Source organism: Brevibacterium linens ATCC 9172 (assembly GCF_900169165.1).
Taxonomy (GTDB): Bacteria; Actinomycetota; Actinomycetes; order Actinomycetales; family Brevibacteriaceae; genus Brevibacterium; species Brevibacterium linens.
In genome coordinates this window covers 26,847-48,876 of record NZ_FXYY01000015.1, presented here as the reverse complement: position 1 = coordinate 48,876, position 22,030 = coordinate 26,847, and the positions used below count along the sequence as shown (strand labels likewise).

Genomic DNA, 22,030 nt, shown 5'->3' with positions numbered 1-22,030 from the left:
CCTGCCCGGGTCACCGCTGAAGATCGGTGATCCGGGCAGTGATGTATTCGGATTCGGCATCGTTTCCGGGGCACTCCAGCCCGGTGGCATAGGCATCCGAGGCTTCGGCCGTGCGGCCGAGTTCGTCGAGCGTGATGGCTCTGGCGATGTAAAAGGGTCTGTGCCGCAGCAGCCGCGGATCATCGGCCAGTTCGTCCAGAGCGCTCATGGCCGCTTCGGGGCCCGAGACCTGCCCGAGGGCGATCGCGGTGTTGAGAGCCACGACCGGCGACGGGTCGAGGTCGGCAAGCATCCGGTAGAGCACGAGGATCTGCTTCCAGTCCGTATCGGCGAACGTCGCCGCGTCGGCGTGCAGGGCAGCGATCGCCGCCTGGATGGTGAAGGCCCCGGCCCCCGGTTCCCCGGCGGCCGCTCCGACGATCCCCGTGCCTTCGGCGATGAGGCGGGAGTCCCACCGGCTGCGGTCCTGATCGGCCAGCGGCACCGGCCGAGCGTCCTCGGTCACCCGAGCGCGATCACGGGCTCGGGTGAGCAGGAGCAGGGCCAGCAGACCGCGTGCTTCGGTCTGCTCGGGCAGATATCCGACGAGCAGTCGGGTCAGGCGGATGGCTTCGAGCTGCAGATCGACTCGAGTATGTTCGCGTCCTGCAGTGGCGTTGATGCCCTGGGTGAAGATGAGGGAGAGGACGCGCAGCACTCCGGGCAGCCGGTCGCCGAGCTCAGCAGGCGCAGGGCGGCCGAAGGGAATCCCGGTCTTGCGGATCCGCTGCTTGGCGCGGACGATCCGCTGCTGCATCGTCGCGGTCTCGATGAGGAACCCGGCAGCCACCTCGGCAGTGGTCAGTCCCGAGAGGAAGCGCAGGACGAGCACGATGCATTCGTCCTCGCGCAGGGTCGGGTGGGAGCAGGTGAAGAACAGGCCGAGACGGTCGTCGGGCAGGTCCGCCGTGTCCACCTCCTCGCCGAGGCGCTCCGCGTGGTCGTCGTGGTCACCTGGCCGCAGCTCGTCCTCGATGCGCAGGCGGGCGAGGTGTCTGGTGCGCACATCGTCGGCGCGGATGAGATCGATGGCGCGGTTCTTCGCCGTGGCCATCAGCCACGCCTGGGGTCGTTCGGGCACTCCCCTGCCCGGCCACGTCTCGACCGCGCGCAGCACGGCGTCGTGGAGGGCCTCCTCGGCGAGGTCGAAGTCCCGGAACCGGGTGACCAGCGCCGCGAGCAGCCGCCCGTAGTCCTCCTCGCCGATGGCGCTGAGGATACGGGCGGCCGAATCGGGGTCAGGGTCCATCAGTAGTCGGCCACCGGACGGATCTCGATGTGTCCGGTCTTCGCGGCGGGGCTCTTCTTCGCCCAGGCGATCGCCTCGTCGATATCGGCGACGTCGATGACGTAGCTGCCGCCGACGAATTCGTTCGATTCGGCGAACGGACCCGAAGTCACAAGGGACTCGCTTCCGGATCCACTCACGCGGACACCGAATTCGGGCCCTTCGAGGGCGAAGCCGCCGACGACGACCCCGGCCTCGCTGATCTCCTGGTCGAATGCCATGAACTCGGCCGGATCCGCTCCGCCGTCCTCACCGCAGTCAGGATCCTGTGTGCGTCCCATCAGCAGAAGTGCGTACTTCATGTCGTTCTCCTTCGTCATTCCACATGTCATGCCGGGCGGCCTGACACCATCATGACGGTCGAGGAGCGAGAAGATCGACAGCTGCGGAGCAGAACTTTCCCGAGATCGCCGTTTCGAGGCTTCAGAGGTGGCGGTGGAGCTTTCGTGCCGCTTCGGTCAGCGATCCGCTCACCGATGGGTAGACGACGAAGGAGGCGGAGAGCTGATCGACGGTCAGACGGTTCTCCACGGCCATGGTGATCGGCAGGATGAGCTCGCTGGCACGGGGTCCGACGACGACACCGCCGAGGATGGAGCCGGATCCGCGTCGAGCGAAGATCTTGACGAATCCGTCCTCGATGCCGAGCATCTTGGCGCGCGGATTCGTATCCAACGGCAGCATCACGGTGTCGATGTCCGTCGGGTTCTCGCGGTAGTTCTGCTGAGTGAAGCCCACGGTGGCGATCTCGGGCGCAGTGAACACGTTCGATGCGACATTGCGCAGCTTGAGCGGCTGCACCGCGTCGCCGAGCGCGTGGTTCATGGCGATCCGGCCCTGCATCGCGGCCACCGAGGCCAACGGCAGCACTCCGGTGCAGTCACCGGCGGCATAGATCCCGGCCCGCGATGTCCGCGAGACCCCATCGACGACGATGTGTCCGGATTCGCTGACCCGCACACCGGCTTTCTCCAGGCCGAGACCTTCGGTGTTCGGAATCGAACCGACCGCCATGAGGCAGTGGGATCCCTCGACGCGGCGGCCGTCGGCGAGCACGACTTCGACTCCGTCGTCGGTGCGGGTCACCGAGGCGGCACGGGAGCGGGAGAGGACGTTCATCCCCTTGTTGCGGAAGACGAATTCGAGCACATCGGCTGCATCCTCGTCCTGTCCGGGCAGGACCTTCTCACGCGAGGACACGAGGGTCACCTCGGTGCCCACGGCACGGTAGGCCGACGCGAACTCGGCGCCGGTGACACCGGAGCCGACGACGATGAGATGCTCGGGCAGCTCGTCGAGGTCGTAGAGCTGGGTCCATGTCAGGATGCGCTCACCATCGGGCTGCGCGGTGGGCAGCTCACGCGGATGGGCGCCGACCGAGAGCAGGATCGTCGAGGCCTCGAGAGTGTACTCGGTGCCACCGGATTCGACGACATGAACCTGGTCCCGACCGGCCAGAGTCGCCCTGCCGTGGATGACTTTGACACCGGCCCGGATGAGGCCTTCGTAGATGTCGTTGGCCTGAGCGTCGGCCAGGGAGAGGATGCGCTTGTTGACCGCTTCGAGGTCGGCGGTGACTCGGCGATCATCGGACGCGGTGTCCTCGGCGTTCTCGATCCGGATTCCGAGCCCGCCGGAACGCTCGATCTCATCCATCATCTCGGCAGTGGCGATGAGCGACTTCGACGGCACGACATCGGTGAGCACGGCGGAACCACCACACCGATTCGCCTCGATGAGCATGACGTCGGCACCGAGCTGAGCCGCGACGAGTGCGGCTTCGTAGCCGCCGGGGCCGCCGCCGATGATGACGACGCGATCTGCAGTGGAATCAAATTCAGTGTTCACACTCAGATTGTCTCAAATCGCCACGACGCTTGCGAACGGCCCCGCCGGGTCGACTCGGGATCGGTCCGGTCAGCCCGGATCGACTACCTCGGCGGTGTCCTTGTGCAGGGTCGACAGGTGCACATAGGACTGGGCGTTCTGCCGGACCTTCTCCGCTCCTTCGTCGGTCATCTCCCGACGCACCTTCGCGGGAACACCGGCGACCAGGGACCGTGCCGGAATCTGTGTGCCTTCGAGGACGACCGCGCCCGCGGCGATGAGGGACTCGCTGCCGATATGGGCGTCGTTGAGCACAGTGGAGTGCATTCCGATGAGCACGTCGTCGTCGACGACGGCACCGTGCACGAGAGCTTGGTGGCCGATGGAGACCCGGGCACCGATGACGACGGGTTTGCCGGCGTCGGTGTGCATGACGGTGTTGTCCTGGACATTCGAGTCCTGACCGATCGTGATCGGAGCGGCCTCGGCGCGCAGCACACAGCCGTAGAAGACGCTCGCTCCCTTCTTCACATGCACATCACCGACGAGGGTGGCACCGGCTGCGACGAATGCGTCCGGATCGACCTGCGGTGTGTGACCGCCCACGGAGACGATGCGGGCGCCGGCGAGATCGTTGGTCATGATTCCTCCATCGGTTCACGAGATGTCTGTCTGCATTCATCTGCAGTCTGCATGTGCCTGACAGTCTAAGGGGAGACGCCGCCCCAGGGGCGAAGGGACGAATTGCGGACCGATTTGCGCGATCGCCCTCATAGCAGGACAATGGTCAAAATTCTTGTCAGAAATTTCACACTGCCGGACCCTTGTGCGCCCAATTGCGTTATGTGAACCTTGACTGTGAGAGTTGCACGCCCGGAATTCGGGTGTGATCAACCGCGTTCACTGAATTCGTCGAAAGGTCACCATGGATTGGCGACACCGTGCAGCATGCCTCAATGAGGATCCGGAGCTCTTCTTCCCGATCGGCAACACCGGACCCGCGCTGCTCCAGATTGAGGAAGCAAAGACTGTCTGTCGCCGCTGTGAAGTCGCAGAGACCTGCCTGCAATGGGCCCTCGAGTCCGGTCAGGATGCCGGAGTCTGGGGCGGTCTGAGCGAAGACGAACGTCGCGCTCTCAAGCGGCGCGCAGCTCGCGCCCGCCGCGCCGGCTGAGACGCCGGCAAGCTGGGAGGCAGTCCCTGAAGCTGCCGAAACCCGCACCGAATCACCCAGCACCACTTCATCGAAGACTGAGTCCCTTGTCCCGACGACGAATGATCGTCGTCGGGACAAGGGACTCAGTCGTGTGCGGCTCAGTCAGTCGTGTGCGGCTCAGTCGTAGGAGTCCGGGCGCAGCGGCACATCGAGGACGGCGACGGTTCCGCCGCCTTCGCGTGCCTCCCATTGGATCGATCCGGCCAGATCGGCGGAGACCAGGGTGCGCACGATCTGCGTACCCAGACCGTTGCCCGGGTTCTGCGTCTCCCCCAGCCCGATGCCGTCATCGGCGATCGTCACACTCAGATGGTCGCCGTTGCGCTCAGGAGTCACCCACACGTGGCCGTTGAGCGTCTCCCCCGGTTCCAGGCCCTCGAGGTTCTCGGTGGGGAATCCGTGTTCGATCGCGTTCGTGATCAGCTCCGTGATGGCCAGGGCCAAGGAGGTGGCATCGGCTGAGGAGATGGTGCCGAAGCTTCCGCGGCGTTTGAGTTCGATGTGCACGAGCGGGCTGGTCAGCTCGGGCGTCAGACGCAGCCCCTTGTCGACGACTTCGTCGAAGTCCACTTCGGATTCGACGCCTTGGCTGAGCACGTCATGGACCACGGCGATGATCGAGACGCGGCGCATCGCCTCGGTCAGCGCGCCTTTGGCCTCGGGGCTGTCGATCCGGCGGGTCTGCAGCCGCAGCAGTGCGGAGACGGTCTGCAGATTGTTCTTCACCCTGTGGTGCATCTCCTTGATCATCGCGTCGCGCGAGAGCAGCTCCCGCTTGCGGCGTCGGATCTCGGAGACGTCACGGGCCAGCACGATGGCACCGGTGCGCTCCCCCTCATCCGTCAGGGGAATCGCGCGCAGGGACACACTTGTGCGCCCGACTTCGAGTTCGGTCCGCCACGGGGCCCGTCCGGTGAGCACCAGCGGGAGGGTCTCGTCGACCTGCCGCAGATCTGCGCTGAGGTTCGAGACCACTGCCGAGAGGTAGCTGCCTTCGATCTCTCCTCCGTAGCCGAGCCGGTGCATCAGCGATACGGCGTTCGGGGACGCGTACTGCACATGCGAATCGCGGTCGAGGATGAAGATGCCGTCACCGACTCGAGGTTCGCCGTGCCGAGCTCCGGACGGGGCGTCGCGGTCGGGGAACGTTCCCTGCACGATCATCCGCATCAGGGCCATCGCCGTTTCCCGGTAGTACTTCTCCAACCGGGACGAACCTCTGCGCCGGACCTCTTCGGAGTACCGGACGACGAGCGCCATGGCCTCACCGTCACGGATGATCGGCACCGCCTCGGCGAGGATATCGACGCCGGAGGATCCGGCGCTGATTCCCATCTCTCGGGCTGCCGCGACGTGGGTGACATAGCTGCGGGTGCTGCTGGCCCGGTCGAGCAGCTCCTTCTCGAGACCGGTCGCTCGCGCTCCGATGAGGTCCCGATTGAACAGTGTCGCTCCGGTCGTCGATCGCGCATGGGCCAACACCGTATAGGCGCCGTTGGGCGACGGCACCCACAGCACGAGGTCGGCGAAGGAGAGGTCGGCCAGCAGCTGCCAGTCCCCGACGAGCAGATGGATGTGTTCGACGTCCGACTCATCCGTGAGGCCCTCGGCCGCCAGCAGTTCGTTGAGCACGATACGTTCCTCCCAGGTGAGATCAGCAGACCCGGGAGAACCGCGGATCTGCTGAGATGTCGATGTTCAGACGCTACCACTGAATCGGTCTGCGTTCTCACGCGCCGAGGCCGTGCCGTCCGGACGACGACCGGAACCAGCGTCAGCCGTTGTGTTCGCTCTCCCACGCCGAGGAGCGGACCATCGACCGCAGGGAGCGCAGCAGCACCGACAGCGGTGCCTGCGTGACCGTGTCGAGTCCGAGGATCGTCTCCGTCGTCTCCAGCACCCGGCCGACGACCGTCTCGTTGCGTTCGAGCCATTCCGCCAGCCGCTGCTTCGCCCGCTCGTCCGGGGTTCCTGAGATCGGCGAATCCGTGGCGGCCAAGACCGTTCCGGTCACCGACAGGATCGCGGCGTAGTAGTCGTCACGCATCGATCCGCGGGCCAGAGCCGACCACCGATCGCTGCGGTCGAGCTCACCGATGAGGGTCAGGATCTCCGAACCGGAGAAGCGTTCGTTCACGGCGTAGTAGACCTCGGCGACATCCTCGGCGGATTCGTTCGCCCGGGCAGCCAGCTGGGTGATGTCGAGCAGCACGAACTCGTCGAGGAGAGCAGCCGAGCGCCAGGCGAGTTCGCTCGGCACACCTTCGTCGATGTAGCTCTGGGCCTTCGCCCGCATGGTCTCGGCATCGTAGCCGTCGACGAGTTCCGGAACCCTGGAGCGCAGAGCCTCGACGACCTTGCCGTACATCTCGATGCCGGAATCGACGTCGAGACTGTCCGGTGCCTGCTGCACGAGCCAACGCGACGACCGATCGAGCAGCCGCACATAGTCGTGCTGGAGCTTCACCTGCACCTCGGTCGGCACCTGATTGTCGAGCGCGCACACCGCGTCGAAGAAGTCGTCGAGGCCGAAGATCTCGGAGACCACGACGAACACGCGTGCGATCTGCGGCACCGAAGCCGGGGTCTCTTCCAGCATCCGGTAGATGTAGGTCAGTCCGCCACGGTCGACGAGCCGGTTGACGAGCTTCGCCGTCGCGATCTCACGGTGCAGCGGGTGTTCGGGGATGAGCTCACCGTACTTCTCCTGCAGGGCCTCCGGGAAGTAGGACACGAGTTCGCGACGCATCCACGTCTCGTCCGGCACGGTGCTCGCAAGGACCTCATCGGCGGCGTGCATCTTCACATAGGCCAAGAGCACGGCGAGTTCGGGTGACACGTAGGAGCTGAACTCGCGTTTGGCCAGTTCCTCGGCGTTCGGCAGGAATTCGACCGCACGATCGAGGTCGGCGTTCTTCTCCAGGTAGTTCAGCAGCCGACCGTACGTTCCCGACATCGATTCGGTCTGGGCCCGAGCCTCACCGAGGACGACGTTCTGCGAGTAGTTGTTCGCCAACACGCGGTCGGCGACCTGGTCGGTGAACGAGTGCAGGACCTGTTCCCGCTCCTCGGCGGCGAAGGCCCCCTTGTGCACGAGCGTGCGCAGGAGCAGCTTGATGTTGACCTCATGGTCGGAGCTGTCGACGCCGGCAGAGTTGTCGACGGCATCGGTGTTGACCTCGACGCCGCTCAGCGCAGCCTCGACACGCCCCAACTGGGTCACACCGAGGTTGCCGCCCTCGCCGATCACGCGTGCCCGCACCTCGGCGCCGTCGATCCGGATCGCGTCATTGGACTTGTCGCCGACATCGGCATGGCTCTCGGTCGAGGCCTTGATATAGGTGCCGATTCCGCCGTTGTAGACGAGGTCGACGGGTGCCCCCAGGATCTCGGACATGAGATCGGCCGGGCTGCGCTTTCCGGGTTCGACTCCGAGCACCGTGGCGGCCTCACTGCTGAGGTCGATCGACTTCGCCGAGCGGGAGAAGACTCCGCCGCCTGCGGAGATGAGCTCCCGGTCGTAGTCCTGCCAACTCGAGCGCGGCAGGTCGAACAGACGCTGGCGCTCGACGAAGCTGCGTGCGGCGTCGGGGTGCGGATCGAGGAAGATGTCCCGGTGGTCGAAGGCCGCGACCAGACAGATGTGATCGCTGCGCAGCATTCCGTTGCCGAAGACGTCGCCGCTCATATCGCCGATGCCCACGACTGTGAAGTCCTCGGCGGCGGTGTTGAGGCCGAGTTCGCGGAAGTGGCGTTCGACGGACTTCCACGCACCCCGGGAGGTGATGGCCATCGCCTTGTGGTCGTAGCCGACCGATCCTCCCGAGGCGAAGGCGTCGCCGAGCCAGAATCCGCGGCGTTCGGCGATCGCGTTGGCCACATCGGAGAACCGTGCCGTGCCCTTGTCCGCGGCGACGACGAGGTAGTAGTCGTCGCCGTCGTGGCGGACGACGCGCTCGGGATGGACGACGACGCTGGAGTCATCGGTGCCGTAGGTGAGGTTGTCCGAGACCTCGAGCATGCTTTCGATGAACACCTCGTAGGCGGCCTGGCCGGCGGCCATCCAGGCGTCCCGATCGCTCATCGACGGCAGCTGTTTGGGGAAGAACCCGCCCTTGGCGCCGGTGGGCACGATCAGGGCGTTCTTGACCATCTGCGCCTTGACGAGGCCGAGCACCTCGGTGCGGAAGTCGTCGCGACGATCCGACCAGCGCAGGCCGCCGCGCGCGACGGTGCCGAAACGCAGGTGCACGCCTTCGACCTGCGGGGAGTACACCCACATCTCGAGCGCCGGCTTCGGCTTCGGTACGAAGCTGAGTTCGTCGGGCCGGATCTTGAGCACCAGTGCCGTCGGCAGGGCACCGGATTCGTCGATGTAGTAGTTCGTGCGCAGCGTCGCCCGCAGCAGCTCGAGTGAGGAGCGCAGCACTCGGTCGGCGTCGAGGCTGGCGACCTCGCTGAGCGAGGACTCGATGGAGTCGTCGAGCTCGGTCATCGCCGTTTCGCGTCCGGCATCGTCGACGTCCGGATCGAACTTGGCGGAGAAGTAGTCGACGAGCAGCTTCGAGATCTGCGGATTGTCGCTGTAGACCTCGCCGACGTAGGCGTCGGAATAGGTGAAGCCTGCCTGGCGCAGGTATTTGCCCAGGGCGCGGATGATCGTCACATGCTTCCAGGAGAGTCCGGCGACGACGAGGCGGTCGAATACTCCCGCTTCCTTCTTACCGTCCCAGCCGGCCATGAAGGCCTCTGCGATGCGGTCGTAGTCGTCATCGGCCAACTCTTCGGAGAAGCTGAGTCCGAAGTCGTAGATGTACCGATGCGTTCCGTCCGCGAGGTCGAGCTCGTGGGGACGTTCGTCGACGACGTCGGCGCCGAAGGCCGTGAGGAAGGGCAGGACCTCGGACAGGCTGACCCGGTCTCGGCGGTAGAGGACGAGGCGGACGGAGGCGTCGGAGTTCTGGTCGGGACGGTAGAGGCGCACTGCCGGACCGTCACCGGCCTCGAGGGCCTCGAACCGACCGACGTCGGCGACCGCCTCGGCGGGGGTGTGGTGTTCGCCGTAGCTGGGAGGGAACGACTTCGACCACAGGTCGGCCCGGGCATGTGAGGCCCCGGTGTCGCCGGATTCGGCGGGAACGAGGAACGCGTGGACGTCCTCTGACCAGGAGCGCACGGCTCCGACGATGCGCGATTCGACCTCATCGGCGCGGATCTGCGGCAGCTCGGAGTCCCGTGCGACGCGGGCCACGAAGTGGATGCGGGCCAGCGCCGATTCGCTCAGCAGCACATCGAAGTCGACGCTGTCGGCGTTGTAGAACCTGCGCAGCACTTCCTGCACGCGCACACGAGCGTCGGTGTTGTAGAGGTCGCGCGGAAGATAGAGAATGACCGAGACGAAGCGCTGGTACGGGTCGGTGCGGACGAACACACGCGATTCCCGGCGCTCCTGCATGTCGACGATCTCCATGACGACGTCGTAGATCTCCTCGGTGTCCTCATGCAGCAGATCCTCGCGGGGGTAGTTCTCGAGGACTCCGAGGAGCTCGTTGGCCGAATGGGATCCGGTGGGGAATCCGCTGGCCGAGAGGATCTTCGCGACCTTGCGGTTGATGACGGGGATGTTGAGGACGCTGTCGTTGTAGAACTCGGGTTTGAACACGCCGACGAAGCGGCGTTCGCCGACGATCTCGCCGTCGGCGGCGAAGGTCTTCACGCCGATGTAGTCCATGAAGGAGGACCGGATGACCCTGGAGCGAGAGTTCGCCTTCGTCAGCACCAGCACATGCGGTTCCAGGGCCTTGTCGGCGACGGCCCGGCTGAGCGGTGACTTCACGAGGGGGCGCAGGGCCGAGATGCCCATCGAGGTGTCCTCGATCGGTTCGAGGCTGCTGTGCTCGGCGTCGTGGGTGTAGTCGTATTCGCGGTAGCCGAGGAAGGTGAAGTGACCGTCGAGCCAGGTGAGCAGGGCGGCGGCGGATTCGGCCTCGGAAGCCAGTTCCGGACGCGGCGGGTGTGCACTCAGCTCGGCGGCGATGTCCTTGGCCTTCGCGGCCATCGCCTGGGCGTCGCGGGCCGCCGCGGCCACATAGTCCAGTACTCCGCGCAGGCTCTCTTCGAGTGCGTCGAAGTCGTCCTCTGAGATGCGGTCGATCTCGAGGCGGATCCAGGACTGCTGCTGCGGGGCACCGTCCGTGCTGTCGGCAGAAGCCTCGGAAACCGTCGGAATGCTCGCCGTGTCCGCACTGAGCGCGGGAGCCTCGGCGGGAGAGAGGATCTTCTCCCCCGGGCCGGTTCCGGTGACCGTGATGATCGGGTGATGGACGCGGCGGATCGCTCTGCCGTTGGCGGCGAGGTCGCTGACGATCGAGGACACGAGATGGGGCATATCGGCGAGCACGATGGCGATGACCGTGTGGTTGTCGCGGAATTCCGGCGAGTCGACACTCGGATTGTAGATGGCGATCGCCGGCGAGCGACCGTCGTATTCGGTGCCGAGCGTGAAATGACGGGCAGCCGCGGCCGCATACGCCTCGGGGTCGTTGGCCCCTGTTTCGAACCGCGGATAGTACGCTTCGAGGAAGTTCTCGGGAGCCGACTGTCCCCTCTGCTTCCTCCACTCTTCTGCAACGTCCGAAATTGAGACCTGAGTCACTGTTTCACCTCTATGATCAACGAGCATTCGTCATGCGATTCGACGTCGAATCGTCATTCCCCACACTATGCCCAAATATCGAGAAAGGCACGCCGAGGCGCATACGGTGGTGTACCGTTCATTCGCTGGCAAACTGGAGCTATGCGATCTCTGACTCTCAATCATGAATACTCGGTTGATCTGTCGACATTCCTGGCCAAACTCGCCGATCCCGGCGTGTGGGAGAAGCTCGGCTCCCAGGCCGGTGCCGAATACATGGACCCCGACACCGAGATGACCGTGCGGACCCCGATGCCCAAGGCCGAGCTGCCGGAGGCACTGGCCTCCAGGCTTCCGGAGAACACCGTGCTGGTCGAGGTGTACATGATTCCCGGGGATGTCCTCGGCGACGAGGCCGAGATCCGCATGACCGCACGTGCCGCGGGCGTTCCCGTCGAGATCGATGCGGTCCTCGAGCTGCGCGAGGACGAGGCGGTCACGAAGCTGGCCGCACATGCAGAGATCAGCTCGTCGATCCCGATGTTCGGGGCGATGATCGAACAGGCTGTGGTCCCGATCCTGCAGAAGCGACTGAGCGACCGGCTGCACCGCTTCGAATCCGCCTGAGGCCTCGAAATCGCCTGAGGCCTCGGAATCGTTCGGGGTGCGACCGCCTCAGTTCGCGTCGCCGAGCAGCTGTTCGAGTTCCGAGGCGTCATACCACAGCAGATCGGAGGCACCGAGGTGGTCCTCGGCTGCACCCGCGCCGCTCTCCTGCCCACGTTGCACCGCTTCGTCCCAGACGATGTCTTCGTCGAGGTGGAAGCTGGCTGCCCGGGCCATATCGACCTCGGCGACGGTGATGAGATCGAAGCCGTCGGTCAGCGGTTCGGTCGGGCTCGACTCGGGGGCGTCATAGGCCACGACCACACGGCGGGCGGGAGTCGCCTCGGCGGTTGATTCGGTGTCAGCCGTGACGGTACCAGCGGGATCGAATGCCGCGTTCGCGGCCAGGGCGGCGGCGATGCACATGGCATCGAATTCGGCGGCTTCGAACTCCTCGCCGCGCAGGCTGCGCCCGTGCGCATCGGGGGCGACGCCGCGGACATCCGTCAGCGTCGAACGCAGCGCGGTCAGGGTGGTGGGAATATAGCAGCGAATGGCCATGCCCCTCATCCTAGTCCCGCGGTCCGCCCACCTGGCTCACCCGTGCTTTCTGTGTGCGTCCGCGACGACCTGCGCCGCGACGTTCGCGGCCTCCCGGCGATCGGCGGGAGCGGCGCCGGCCAGGCAGGAGCTCGTCCATCATCGCGGCCAAGTCACCGACGAGGACGGATCTGGGGTTCTGCTCGTGCAAGGTATGGCCCGCGAGCATCGCGGCGTCTGCGGTGGAGCGGTCGTCCGAGAGCAGGAAGTCAGGGGTGATGCGGACGAAGCGGTCGAGGACTTCTCTGATCCGCGTCTCCGCAGGATGTCCGACCGCACCCGCCCGCACCTTCGTGATCACCAGCCTCATCTTCTCCCGCACCGACTCGGCCCGCGGCGTGCCGAGGAGTTTGACCAGCCGCTGCAGACCGATCGGCTCTCCGGCGGCGAGGATGAGGACGATATCGGCGACCTCGAGCGCGGCGCGGGTGGCGCAGTGCCGGTCATAGAAGGGATCGGCGAGGTCATCATCGGGATCGATCCGATCGCTGATGTCGACGATGACCACCTCGTAGGCTGTGGCCAAGCGCTGCAGCACCGCCTCCAGGACGGAGGCGCGGATCTCGGGCCACCGCTCAGGTCGTGTGAGCCCCGTGACAACGTGGAAGTTCTCACGGATCACCGCATGCGGGACCGAATGCTGGTGCCCACGTCCCGACGGGTCCGTCTGCGACCGGCAGAGACTGGCCAGGTGAGAGGATTCCTCTGTCAGCCCGAGCGTGGACGCGACCATGCCCGAAACCGTGTCGGCATCGACGACGACGCTGCGCCTGCCCTGGCGGGAGGCCTGATCGGCAAGATTGACGGCCGTGAGGGTGCGTCCGGGCGACGATCCCGTCCCCCATACCGTGATGATCACTCCTGCTCCGCCGACGGCGCCCGGAGGCGCTGCCGGCCGCGGCGGTACCACGGTGGCGGCGCGGATGTCCTCGATAGCGGCGGCCATCGTGGGTGCATCCGCATCCGTTGCGACGACGGTGGTGATGCCGAGGTCCGCGAGGGCGTGCTCATCATCGCCGAAGCCGAGCACCTTCACCTCCGACGCCGCGATCGCTGCGACCACCTCGGCATCGAGTCCGGGAAAGTACCGGCCGATGATGACGACGTCGGCGCCCCCGGTGCGACAGTGGGCCAGCAGCTCCACCTCGTCGGCCGGGCGGGCGACGATCGTGACATCGTCGATCTCACTGAGCAGCTCGAAGAGGATGAGGTCGTATTCGAAGTCGACGGCCAGCAGGATCTGTGTCATCACTGCCCGCCGTCTTCTGCGGGAACGGACGGGGCACCGACGACGGAGAGCACGCTGCGCCCGTCGAGGGCGGCGAGGACACCGGGCAGATCGCCGGAGCCGACGAACACTTCGATGCGTGCACCCTCACCGGCCCCGAAGCTGCCGACGTCTCGACTGATATGAGCGACCGGAGCGGAATCGACGATCTGCTCGGGCGGGGTTCCGTCGTCGTCGAGCCCGTTCTGCTCCGGTTGCGCCCAGACGTCGACGAGGCTGCCCGAGTCGACGACGCTCGGCACGGAGCCGGCGATGTCGATCGCCACGACTCGCCCGTCGAGCTCGGACAGAGGCGCCACCGCCGAGGCGGCCAGCAGCTCTCCTGCCGCGACGACGCTGCGCACGCTTGTATTCGCCGGCAGCTCGGCATCGGCAGACAGGTACTTCTCGCCGAGATCGGCGAGGTTGACCTCTGCCACGGTGAGATCGGCCGGACTCAGGGTCTCGCCGGGCACGAGTGCGTGTGCGCTCGCCCAGACCCGGGTGGTCGAATTCGCCGAGGTGACGAGCAGGTAGGTGCCGACGACCGCCAGGACGACGAGCATCGCTCCGACCAACAGCCGAGCATCGGTCCAGCGGGGGCGTCGGATACGTTTCGAGAGCTCCATTGCATCTCCAGATTCGCAGAATTTCCACTGACAGAAACTGTTTCTCAGTGCTAATATTGAGCATCAAACGATGCCAAAGCAAGGTTTTTGGCAAAATGCACCAACAAGCAGATGGACATCTGGTGGCAGATGGACATCTGGAATTGGAGAATTCACCTCATGGCCGTCGAAAGTCGCTTCCTGCCGCTGACCGATGTGGCCGAGCTGCTCAATGTCTCGATCGCCCAGGCTCGGGCCCTGGTCCGTTCCGGCGATCTCCGCGCCATCAAGGTCGGCGGGCGCGGCCAGTGGCGTGTCGAGAAGTCCGAGATCGAAGCGTATATCCAGCGCATGTATGAGCGCACGGAGTACCAGATCAAGACCGGCTCCATCGAGGACTGACCTGCTCGCTTCGACTCCGATCAGCATTGCACCCCGCTCATCCGAAGGGGTTCGTCCGAGCGTGGATGGCGCTGATCGCCGCGAAGGGAATGATCCGGCCGGAGATTTCGACATAGTCGGCTGCGACGAGGGAACATCGTCCGCGAATACCGCCCGAGCGCCCGGCGACGTCGATCGACACCTCTTCATGAGCTTCTGACCAGCGTCGCAGCGCCGAGCCCATCCCCAATCGCTCCAGCCCACCGGCTCCGAACCGGTGCACTCGCGTGGTCACCCTGAGTCCGCATACGGCACTGAACGCGATTGCGGAAACCTCGGCCCCGGCGAGGACGACGATGTCCCGGCCGAGGAAGCACACGGCCCCGGTGATGTCGCGATCGGACATCGTCACCTGCACCGTCGATCCCAACGATCCTCGCAGCCGCTCGAGCAGAGTCCTTTCGGCAGCCTGCCCGGCGACCTCATCACCGAATTCGCCCCTCCTGGCATGCGCCTGCGCCGCCGAGTCGGCGGCTTCGATATCCGCCAGGAGTGCATCGATGCGATCGTCCATAGTCGCCAAGCTTGCCCCAGCTGTAGTCCACTTTCAAGACTTGAATCGACGACTCATCGAACTACAGTCATGTAGTTACTGTTGATCCATTGACATCAAATGCCATCTAACGGCATCATTATGTTCAATATCCAACGGAGGATGTCTAGATGTATCTCTTGCTTGCATGCGCGGGTTCATGGCTGATTCTGCTCGGTTCCTTCTTCATCGCGTGGACACAATTGCCACCACCGAGCACGACCGGCGACGTCGTCGTCATCGTCATCATCGGCACTGGAGCGATCCTGTTCTCGCGGATCGGCATCGTCTCGCTGCTGGCGCTGCTGCTGCGCCTTCTCCCGTCGGGCCGCGTCCGGTCAGCACTGGCGGGAGTGGTCGTCACGGCGATGCCGCGGATACTCGCGTCGAGCGTTCTTGCCATCGTGTCCGCCGGCCTGGCCGTCCACTCGACTCACGCAGCACAGGTCACAGACCCTGGGCCCGGACCCACATCGTCGGCGAACGCTTCGTCCGCCCCTGCCGATCCCGGATGGCCGACGGTCGACTCGGATACTCGGTCGCCGACCCCCGCTGACAGTGGGGAGAGGTCCGGCGTCGAGGACCCACCAGAGGAATCCGAATCGCCGGATCACCGACGAGCGCCCGATCGCGCACACCTCCCCGACCCCGGTTGGCCTGCCGAGCCGCCTCCGGACGATGGACCTCCATCACCGCCGGGCGAGAAAGACGATTCCTCTGTTCCTGCGGATTCGGCAGCCGCCACGCATATTGTGACCCACGGCGAGAGCCTGTGGTCGATCGCTGCGGACCTGACCGACACAACTGCAGAGATCCCTCGACTCGTCACTGACATCTATACCGCCAACGAAGACACCATCGGCCCTGATCCGAGCCTCATCATTGCCGGTCAGAGATTGGAGATCCGGACATGACCGCCCCGCTCACCCTCACCCGACCTCAGGCTTCGGCACCGCCTCGGCGACAGGTCACACCGCGCTCCACGGCGCAGTCCCCCCGCCGGGTCGGCAGGCACACCCGGGGGCAGGACATCGCAGACGACCGGGCGAGGATCGCGGCCACGGCCACCTCGTTGGCAGTTGCCTGCCTCGAGGTCCTCTCCGGGGTCAGACGCAGCGAGACGATCGCCCGCTGGGTCGAACCGGAGCTGCTGGCGAAGATCGATCACCGATGTCAGCTGCGCGCCGAGGTGGCGCCGCACCGGGCGGCCGTGCCCGGCGCTCGTACGGTGAAGCCGGGGACAGCGCACGTCTGCCAGATCAGCCCCGAGATCGCCGAGGTCACGGTCATCGTCGCCGCCGCAAATCGCGTCCGGGCGGTGGCAGTCCGTTTGGAACTGCTCACCACCCGGTGGACGCTGACTGCGCTGCAGACGATGTGAGCCGCTGAGGGCCCGGCGTCAGCTCTTGGCCTTCTTCTTCGCACGACGTTCGGCGCGGTTGGCCGCAGCCGGTTCCTCGTCGTCGTCGGTTTCGGAGACCGCGGCCGAACCGGTCTCGGACGGAGCCGACAGCTGCATCTTCGGAGTCGTGTGACGCAGCTCCTCGGCGTCGACCTCGACCTCGGGTTCGGCATCGTCGGAACCGGCCGATGTCGTCACCTGAACCTGCAGCGTGTTGGTCAGGCGAACGACGTCCTCCTTGATCCCGTCCTGCATGGTGGTGAACATCTCGAAGCCCTCCCGCTGGTATTCGACCAGCGGATCCTTCTGGGCCATGGCGCGCAGCCCGATGCCGTTCTTGAGATAGTCCATCTCGTAGAGGTGTTCGCGCCAGCGCTTGTCGATGACGGAGAGGACGACGCGGCGTTCGAGTTCGCGGGTGGCATCCTCTCCGAGCTCCTCTTCGCGCTGCGAATAGAACAGGGCGAGGTCGGACTGGATCTCCTGATTGAGACGGTTCTTCGTGAGGTTGCCGAGTCCGCCGAGTTCCTCGGCGAGATCGTCGGATGAGATCGACGGTGAGTAGATCTTTCCGAGGGCGTCGAAGAGCTCGTCGATCTGCCAGTCTTCGACCGGTCCCGTCGTCGCTTGGGCGACGTAGGCGTCGATGACTTCTTCGCGGAAGTTCGCGACCTGCTCCTCGAGGTCGGCCCCGTCGAGGACCCGGCGGCGCTCGTCGTAGATCACGGTGCGCTGACGGTTGAGCACATCGTCGTATTTGAGCACGTTCTTGCGCTGTTCGGCATTGCGCTGCTCGATCTGCGACTGCGCCGAGAGGATGGCACGTGAGACCATCTTCGATTCCAGCGGCACATCGTCGGGCACGTTCGCCGTCGCCATGATCCGTTCGGCGGCTCCCGAACCGAACAGGCGCATGAGATCATCGGTCAGCGACAGGTAGAACCGGGATTCACCGGGGTCACCCTGACGGCCGGAACGGCCGCGCAGCTGATTGTCGATGCGGCGGGACTCGTGGCGTTCGGTGCCGAGTACGTAGAGTCCGCCCAGTTCGACGACCTCTTCGGCCTCTTCCTTGACCTTGTCCTCGGCGGCCTTGAGCACCTCCGGCCATTCGGCCTCGTACTGGTCCTCGTTCTCGGCCGGGTCAAGGCCGCGACGTTCCATCTCCGCGACCGCGAGGAATTCGGCGTTGCCGCCGAGCATGATGTCCGTACCGCGTCCGGCCATGTTCGTGGCCACCGTGACGGCGTTCTTGCGTCCGGCCATCGCCACGATCGACGCCTCACGGGCGTGGTTCTTCGCGTTGAGGACCTCGTGCTTGACGCCGCGTTTGGCCAGATTCTTCGACAGGTATTCGCTCTTCTCGACGCTCGTCGTGCCGACGAGCACGGGCTGTCCGGTCTCGTGGCGTTCGACGATGTCGTCGACGACAGCGTCGAACTTCGCAACCTCGTTCTTGTAGACGAAGTCGGACTGGTCGACGCGCTGCATCGGCTTGTTCGTCGGAATCGGGACGACGCCGAGCTTGTAGGTGGACATGAACTCCGCGGCCTCGGTCTCGGCCGTACCGGTCATTCCGGAGAGCTTCTCGTAGAGACGGAAGAAGTTCTGCAGGGTGATCGTTGCCAGGGTCTGGTTCTCGGCCTGGACCTTCACCCCTTCCTTCGCCTCGATGGCCTGGTGCAGGCCCTCGTTGTAGCGGCGGCCCTTGAGCACACGACCGGTGTGTTCGTCGACGATGAGGACTTCGCCGTCGAGGACGACGTAGTCCTTGTCCTTCTTGAACAGCTCCTTGGCGCGGATGGAGTTGTTGAGGAAGCTGATGAGCGGGGTGTTCTCCGCGTCGTAGAGATTCCCGATGCCCAGATAGTCCTCGACGCGTTCGATACCGGGTTCGAGGATACCGACGGTGCGCTTCTTCTCATCGACTTCGTAGTCGCGGTCGGTCTTCAGGCGCTTGACGACCTTGGCGAATTCGCCGTACCAACGGTTCACATCGCCTTCGGCGGGACCGGAGATGATGAGCGGGGTACGGGCCTCGTCGATGAGGATCGAGTCGACCTCATCGACGATGGCGAACGCATGTCCGCGCTGGACCAGTTCGTCGGCAGACCACGCCATATTATCGCGCAGGTAGTCGAAGCCGAATTCGTTGTTCGTGCCGTATGTGATGTCGGCAGCGTACTGTTTGCGGCGCAGATCCGAAGGCATGTTCGCCTGAATGCAGCCGGTCTCCATGCCGAGGAAACGGAACACACGGCCCATCAGCTCTGACTGATAGGTGGCCAGATAGTCGTTGACCGTGATGATGTGGACCGGATTGCCGGTGAGAGCGTTGAGGTAGGCCGGGGCCGTGGCGACGAGGGTCTTGCCCTCACCGGTCTTCATCTCGGCGATGTTGCCCAGGTGCAGAGCGGCGCCGCCCATGAGCTGAACGTCGAAGTGTCGCATGCCCAAGGTCCGGCCCGAGGCTTCGCGCACGGTGGCGAAGGCTTCGGGCAGCAGAGAGTCGAGGCTCTCACCGTCCTTGTAGCGTTCCTTGAACCGGCCGGTTTCCTCACGCAGTTCGGTGTCGGTCATCTCGCTGAACTCATCAGACAGCTGGTTGATGGCATCCGTGTATCGGCGGAGCTTCTTCAGAGTTCTGCCTTCACCTGTGCGCAGAAGCTTCTCGAGGAAATTAGCCACTTTTCTCCTAATCGGCATGTCTGCCGGACAACGACTCGAACGACTGTATAGCCCCTAGCTTAATGGCAGGTGAGTACCTTCGAGGTCCACGGCGGTCAGGCCCAGCCATGCGGCCATCGTCATGAGCTCGTCGGCGAGCTCCGCGGTGTGCTCCTCCCCCGGCTCCCATGTCACCTGGTGAGCGCGCAAGATTCCTGCCGCGCGGTCCCGGTGCAGATCGACTCGCCCGACGAGCCGATCGCCGAGGAGGAACGGCGTGACGTAGTAGCCGTAGATCCGTTTGGCCGCTGGTGTGTAGATCTCGATGCGGTAGTGGAAGTCGAACAGCCATTCGATGCGCGGACGGTAGAAGACCAAGGGGTCGAACGGCGCCAACAGGGCGCGAGCGTTCACGGTGCGCGGAGTCCGAGCCTCGTGCCACTTCAGGGCCGGGACGCCTTCGACGTCGACTTCGCGCAGCTCACCGGAGTCGATGAGTTCGCTGATGGCGACGTCGGTCGGTGCACGCCGCTGCCGAAAGTAGTCGGCGATGTCCTCGGGACGGGAGATGCCCAGGGCACGTGCCGCGATGCGGGTGAGTCCGACGACATCGTTCTCCACCCCGGAGATTCCGCGTGGAAGCTGCGCATTCGGGTCCAGTCCCAGCGCAGGATCGTCCGGAGGCCCGTAGGTCAGAGGCAGCTGCGGCAGCTCGGGTGCGACATCGCGGGTCAGGGCATAGATGCGTTCGAAGTGGTCATTGCGTCCGGCGACGCTGATGATGCCTCCGGCGAACAGCGCTTCGAGGGCGACTTTCACCTGGCTGGGATTCCAACCCCAATGGCCGCGGTGGATCTCCGGCAGATCGTGGTCGACCACCTCGGCGACTTCCCGCGCCGACATCGGCCGGGCGGACAGTGCGGCAAGGACGCGGGCTTGGAGGTTTCGGAATTCCTCACCGGTCTCCGGGTGGCGCTGTCCGAAGTCGTTGCGCCACCATTCGCTGTGGGCGCGGGCGAAGTGCTTCCACGTCTGCGGGGGCACGAAGGCCGCAGCGTGGGCCCAGTACTCGACGCCCATGCGCGGCGAAGTGTAGAAGAGCCGGTCCAGGGTCTCCCGCGGATAGGGGCCCAGGCGGGAGAAGTACGGCAGATAGTGGGATCGGACGACACGGGCGACCGAGTCGATCTGGGTCAGCCCCAGGGTGGCGAAGACATTCTTGAGGTGTCGGGCGGTGGCCTTGGCCGGTCGTGGTCGGTCCAGTACTGTCGCCGCGATCGCCGTCCTGCGGGCCGCGGCCCGTGTCATCCTCTGCATACCCCCACGCTATCCCCCAATTGCTACCTGACGGCGGCCCAGCAACCTCGCGCGAGGTTGCTGGGCCGCCGTCAGGTAGCAATTGGGTCAGTCGATGGCTTCTTCGAGTTCGTGGTCGAGGGCGATGACTCCGTAGCTCCAGCCCTTGCGGCGGTAGACGACGGAGGGTTTGCTCGACTCCTCGTCGATGAACAGATAGAAGTCGTGTCCGACGAGTTCCATCCGATTCAGCGCCTCCTCGATGCCGATCGGTGAGGCGGTGAAGGACTTCTCACGCAACACGACCGGCGAATCGCCTTCGGCCTTGATGCGGCCGTTCGTCTGATCGACGCCGCGGTCCTCATCACGTTTCGCATCATCGGCATCCGCATCGGGGATCAGCGGCTCAACCACCGGCATCTTCGCCAGTGCCTCCGCAGTGGATTCCTTGCGGTGATGACCCGATCGCGGCACTTTGTGCCGGTCCCTCGCTCGCCGCAGACGTTCGACGAGCTTCGCCCACGCCAGATCGAGTGCCGCATATTTGTCGCTTGCCATGGCCTCTGCCCGAATTGCCGGCCCCTTCGCCACAACCGTGAGCTCGACTCGCTCGCTCGTCTCGGGTTGGCGGGAGTTCTTCTCGTGAGTGACATGCACTTCGACACGCTGAGCGCGAGGGGCAAGCTGCTCGACCTTGGCGATCTTGTCCTCGATGTGGGCCCGAAAGCTGTCGGAGATGGTCAGTTGACGGCCGTTGACAACAATATCCATGATGTGTCCTTAGCGACTCGCTCGTCGGATTCATCCGATCCCATGCCCTTGGATGGGTAAACACCGTTATACAGTAAAGGGAGAGACAAATCGAGTGCCCCCGCGACCGAGCCCGAGAACAGCTCCTGCAGCGGGTCTGATATGCACCGATGCTAGCAGACGTGCGCTTTCTGCCAAGGTTGCGCCGGTGGTGGAGAAGTCATCGATGAGCAGATCAGCAGGCGCGGATCCGGCACCCGATACGCAACGCATCTCCGGGATCTCAGCGATTCTCCTGCGGTTGAGATACTGCGTCCGCTCCGCATTCCGAGCCCGTTCGATCGCCCCGAGTCCGACCTGGTCACGCGAACGCTTCGCCGCGAGCACATCGAAGACTTCCAGAGGCAGCTCCGGTGACAGTTCCTTGGCCCGATTCGCCAGCGCCGCTGTATGCGATCCGCCCCGGCGGCGCCTGGCCCGATCCGAGCTCGGTGCCGGAAAGAGTCGGATCGCACCACCCGAGTAGCCGATGAGATCGAGGGCAGCGACGATCGACCGAGTCAGCGCCAGGGCCAAGGGATCGAGGATGTCCCGACGTCCCTCGTCCTTGTACCCGACGACCATCTTCGAGATCTGCGAGTTGTATTCGCAGACCCCGACGATCGGGATCGTGCCGTAGCGCGGTTCCATCGCCCGCGGGATCCCGCCGAGCAGCCGCAGACAGCGGGTGCACAGCGAGACGTTCTCCCGCCCGCATCCGGCGCACCGGCGAGGCAGGAGCAGTTCGCCGAACTCCCCGAGCAGACCCATGGGAGCAATCTACTCCATGCCGGCCCCCACGAGTCGGCTGTCAGCTG

At 65.0% G+C, this 22,030-nt stretch carries 19 protein-coding genes; 5 read left to right on the top strand and 14 right to left on the bottom strand.

What is annotated here, in order from left to right:
• Positions 1-10 precede the first annotated feature (10 nt).
• The 4 genes from BLIN9172_RS11930 to BLIN9172_RS11915 all read right to left on the bottom strand — a co-directional run bounded on the left by BLIN9172_RS11930 (position 11) and on the right by BLIN9172_RS11915 (position 3,796).
• Positions 11-1,288 (bottom strand): RNA polymerase sigma factor, encoded by a 1,278-nt coding sequence (locus BLIN9172_RS11930; protein WP_101555274.1) that lies wholly within the window; start codon positions 1,286-1,288, stop codon positions 11-13.
• Positions 1,288-1,629, bottom strand: coding sequence for a YciI family protein (locus BLIN9172_RS11925; RefSeq protein WP_101555303.1), 342 nt, complete (start codon positions 1,627-1,629; stop codon positions 1,288-1,290). Before BLIN9172_RS11925 ends, BLIN9172_RS11930 begins: the two co-directional genes overlap by 1 nt.
• 121 nt (positions 1,630-1,750) lie before the next feature.
• Complete coding sequence (locus BLIN9172_RS11920; RefSeq protein ID WP_101555273.1) at positions 1,751-3,175, bottom strand: NAD(P)H-quinone dehydrogenase; 1,425 nt, start codon at positions 3,173-3,175, stop codon at positions 1,751-1,753.
• Between the two features lie 69 nt (positions 3,176-3,244).
• Entirely contained in the window at positions 3,245-3,796 is a 552-nt protein-coding gene (locus tag BLIN9172_RS11915) for a gamma carbonic anhydrase family protein (protein ID WP_101555272.1), read from the bottom strand.
• Positions 3,797-4,079: 283 nt separating this feature from the next.
• Between BLIN9172_RS11915 and BLIN9172_RS11910 the strand changes: the two genes are divergently transcribed.
• A complete protein-coding gene (locus BLIN9172_RS11910) occupies positions 4,080-4,328 on the top strand; it encodes a WhiB family transcriptional regulator (protein WP_009374875.1) in 249 nt (82 codons plus the stop codon).
• Positions 4,329-4,487: 159 nt separating this feature from the next.
• Here the strand turns inward: BLIN9172_RS11910 and BLIN9172_RS11905 are convergent, their stop codons facing one another.
• Together BLIN9172_RS11905 and BLIN9172_RS11900 are read right to left on the bottom strand one after the other, a co-directional pair.
• Positions 4,488-6,002: a sensor histidine kinase gene (locus BLIN9172_RS11905; RefSeq protein WP_101555271.1), complete on the bottom strand. Its 1,515-nt coding sequence runs from the start codon at positions 6,000-6,002 to the stop codon at positions 4,488-4,490.
• Positions 6,003-6,144: 142 nt separating this feature from the next.
• The gene (locus tag BLIN9172_RS11900) at positions 6,145-11,025 is read right to left on the bottom strand and encodes an NAD-glutamate dehydrogenase (protein ID WP_240812101.1); all 4,881 of its coding nucleotides are present in this window, start codon (positions 11,023-11,025) and stop codon (positions 6,145-6,147) included.
• Between the two features lie 141 nt (positions 11,026-11,166).
• On the opposite strand from BLIN9172_RS11900, the gene BLIN9172_RS11895 reads away from it, so the two are divergent.
• The gene (locus BLIN9172_RS11895; RefSeq protein ID WP_101555269.1) at positions 11,167-11,631 is read left to right on the top strand and encodes a DUF2505 family protein; all 465 of its coding nucleotides are present in this window, start codon (positions 11,167-11,169) and stop codon (positions 11,629-11,631) included.
• Between the two features lie 48 nt (positions 11,632-11,679).
• On the opposite strand, the gene BLIN9172_RS11890 is transcribed toward BLIN9172_RS11895, so the two are convergent.
• Genes BLIN9172_RS11890 through BLIN9172_RS17920 form a run of 3 tightly spaced genes read right to left on the bottom strand, consistent with a single transcriptional unit; the run spans position 11,680 to position 14,106 of the window.
• Positions 11,680-12,171 carry a DUF6912 family protein gene (locus BLIN9172_RS11890; RefSeq protein ID WP_101555268.1) on the bottom strand — a complete coding sequence of 164 codons (492 nt, stop codon included), beginning with the start codon at positions 12,169-12,171 and terminating at the stop codon, positions 11,680-11,682.
• A gap of 10 nt (positions 12,172-12,181) precedes the next feature.
• Positions 12,182-13,459: a CpaE/TadZ family protein gene (locus BLIN9172_RS11885; protein WP_180956970.1), complete on the bottom strand. Its 1,278-nt coding sequence runs from the start codon at positions 13,457-13,459 to the stop codon at positions 12,182-12,184.
• Positions 13,459-14,106, bottom strand: coding sequence for an SAF domain-containing protein (locus tag BLIN9172_RS17920; RefSeq protein ID WP_145997954.1), 648 nt, complete (start codon positions 14,104-14,106; stop codon positions 13,459-13,461). The genes BLIN9172_RS11885 and BLIN9172_RS17920 overlap by 1 nt, the downstream gene beginning before the upstream one ends.
• 159 nt (positions 14,107-14,265) lie before the next feature.
• On the opposite strand from BLIN9172_RS17920, the gene BLIN9172_RS11875 reads away from it, so the two are divergent.
• A complete protein-coding gene (locus BLIN9172_RS11875) occupies positions 14,266-14,487 on the top strand; it encodes a helix-turn-helix domain-containing protein (RefSeq protein ID WP_025780784.1) in 222 nt (73 codons plus the stop codon).
• A gap of 37 nt (positions 14,488-14,524) precedes the next feature.
• On the opposite strand, the gene BLIN9172_RS11870 is transcribed toward BLIN9172_RS11875, so the two are convergent.
• Positions 14,525-15,040, bottom strand: coding sequence for a hypothetical protein (locus BLIN9172_RS11870; RefSeq protein WP_101555267.1), 516 nt, complete (start codon positions 15,038-15,040; stop codon positions 14,525-14,527).
• A gap of 149 nt (positions 15,041-15,189) precedes the next feature.
• Here BLIN9172_RS11870 and BLIN9172_RS11865 point away from each other — a divergent pair, with 149 nt between their 5' ends.
• Together BLIN9172_RS11865 and BLIN9172_RS11860 are read left to right on the top strand one after the other, a co-directional pair.
• Complete coding sequence (locus BLIN9172_RS11865; protein ID WP_101555266.1) at positions 15,190-15,972, top strand: LysM peptidoglycan-binding domain-containing protein; 783 nt, start codon at positions 15,190-15,192, stop codon at positions 15,970-15,972.
• Positions 15,969-16,439 (top strand): Rv3235 family protein, encoded by a 471-nt coding sequence (locus tag BLIN9172_RS11860; RefSeq protein ID WP_025780789.1) that lies wholly within the window; start codon positions 15,969-15,971, stop codon positions 16,437-16,439. Before BLIN9172_RS11865 ends, BLIN9172_RS11860 begins: the two co-directional genes overlap by 4 nt.
• Before the next feature lie 18 nt (positions 16,440-16,457).
• On the opposite strand, the gene secA is transcribed toward BLIN9172_RS11860, so the two are convergent.
• From secA to BLIN9172_RS11840, 4 genes are all read right to left on the bottom strand, one after another.
• A complete protein-coding gene (secA, locus tag BLIN9172_RS11855; RefSeq protein WP_101555265.1) occupies positions 16,458-19,148 on the bottom strand; it encodes a preprotein translocase subunit SecA in 2,691 nt (896 codons plus the stop codon).
• Positions 19,149-19,202: 54 nt separating this feature from the next.
• Entirely contained in the window at positions 19,203-20,444 is a 1,242-nt protein-coding gene (locus tag BLIN9172_RS11850) for a winged helix-turn-helix domain-containing protein (RefSeq protein WP_101555264.1), read from the bottom strand.
• Positions 20,445-20,531: 87 nt separating this feature from the next.
• Positions 20,532-21,194 (bottom strand): ribosome hibernation-promoting factor, HPF/YfiA family, encoded by a 663-nt coding sequence (gene hpf, locus BLIN9172_RS11845; protein WP_025777179.1) that lies wholly within the window; start codon positions 21,192-21,194, stop codon positions 20,532-20,534.
• Positions 21,195-21,260: 66 nt separating this feature from the next.
• A complete protein-coding gene (locus BLIN9172_RS11840) occupies positions 21,261-21,983 on the bottom strand; it encodes a ComF family protein (RefSeq protein ID WP_101555263.1) in 723 nt (240 codons plus the stop codon).
• Positions 21,984-22,030 lie beyond the last annotated feature (47 nt).

Excerpts from the sequence above, each read along its gene's own strand:
- BLIN9172_RS11840 (WP_101555263.1), bottom strand. The coding sequence starts at position 21,983 with ATGGGTCTGCTCGGGGAGTTCGGCGAACTGCTCCTGCCTCGCCGGTGC.
- BLIN9172_RS11885 (WP_180956970.1), bottom strand. The coding sequence starts at position 13,459 with ATGACACAGATCCTGCTGGCCGTCGACTTCGAATACGACCTCATCCTC.
- BLIN9172_RS11930 (WP_101555274.1), bottom strand. The coding sequence starts at position 1,288 with ATGGACCCTGACCCCGATTCGGCCGCCCGTATCCTCAGCGCCATCGGC.
- BLIN9172_RS11910 (WP_009374875.1), top strand. The coding sequence starts at position 4,080 with ATGGATTGGCGACACCGTGCAGCATGCCTCAATGAGGATCCGGAGCTC.
- BLIN9172_RS11860 (WP_025780789.1), top strand. The coding sequence starts at position 15,969 with ATGACCGCCCCGCTCACCCTCACCCGACCTCAGGCTTCGGCACCGCCT.
- BLIN9172_RS11915 (WP_101555272.1), bottom strand. The coding sequence starts at position 3,796 with ATGACCAACGATCTCGCCGGCGCCCGCATCGTCTCCGTGGGCGGTCAC.
- BLIN9172_RS11895 (WP_101555269.1), top strand. The coding sequence starts at position 11,167 with ATGCGATCTCTGACTCTCAATCATGAATACTCGGTTGATCTGTCGACA.
- BLIN9172_RS11890 (WP_101555268.1), bottom strand. The coding sequence starts at position 12,171 with ATGGCCATTCGCTGCTATATTCCCACCACCCTGACCGCGCTGCGTTCG.
- BLIN9172_RS11865 (WP_101555266.1), top strand. The coding sequence starts at position 15,190 with ATGTATCTCTTGCTTGCATGCGCGGGTTCATGGCTGATTCTGCTCGGT.
- BLIN9172_RS11925 (WP_101555303.1), bottom strand. The coding sequence starts at position 1,629 with ATGAAGTACGCACTTCTGCTGATGGGACGCACACAGGATCCTGACTGC.
- BLIN9172_RS17920 (WP_145997954.1), bottom strand. The coding sequence starts at position 14,106 with ATGGAGCTCTCGAAACGTATCCGACGCCCCCGCTGGACCGATGCTCGG.
- BLIN9172_RS11875 (WP_025780784.1), top strand. The coding sequence starts at position 14,266 with ATGGCCGTCGAAAGTCGCTTCCTGCCGCTGACCGATGTGGCCGAGCTG.
- BLIN9172_RS11870 (WP_101555267.1), bottom strand. The coding sequence starts at position 15,040 with ATGGACGATCGCATCGATGCACTCCTGGCGGATATCGAAGCCGCCGAC.
- hpf (WP_025777179.1), bottom strand. The coding sequence starts at position 21,194 with ATGGATATTGTTGTCAACGGCCGTCAACTGACCATCTCCGACAGCTTT.
- BLIN9172_RS11850 (WP_101555264.1), bottom strand. The coding sequence starts at position 20,444 with ATGCAGAGGATGACACGGGCCGCGGCCCGCAGGACGGCGATCGCGGCG.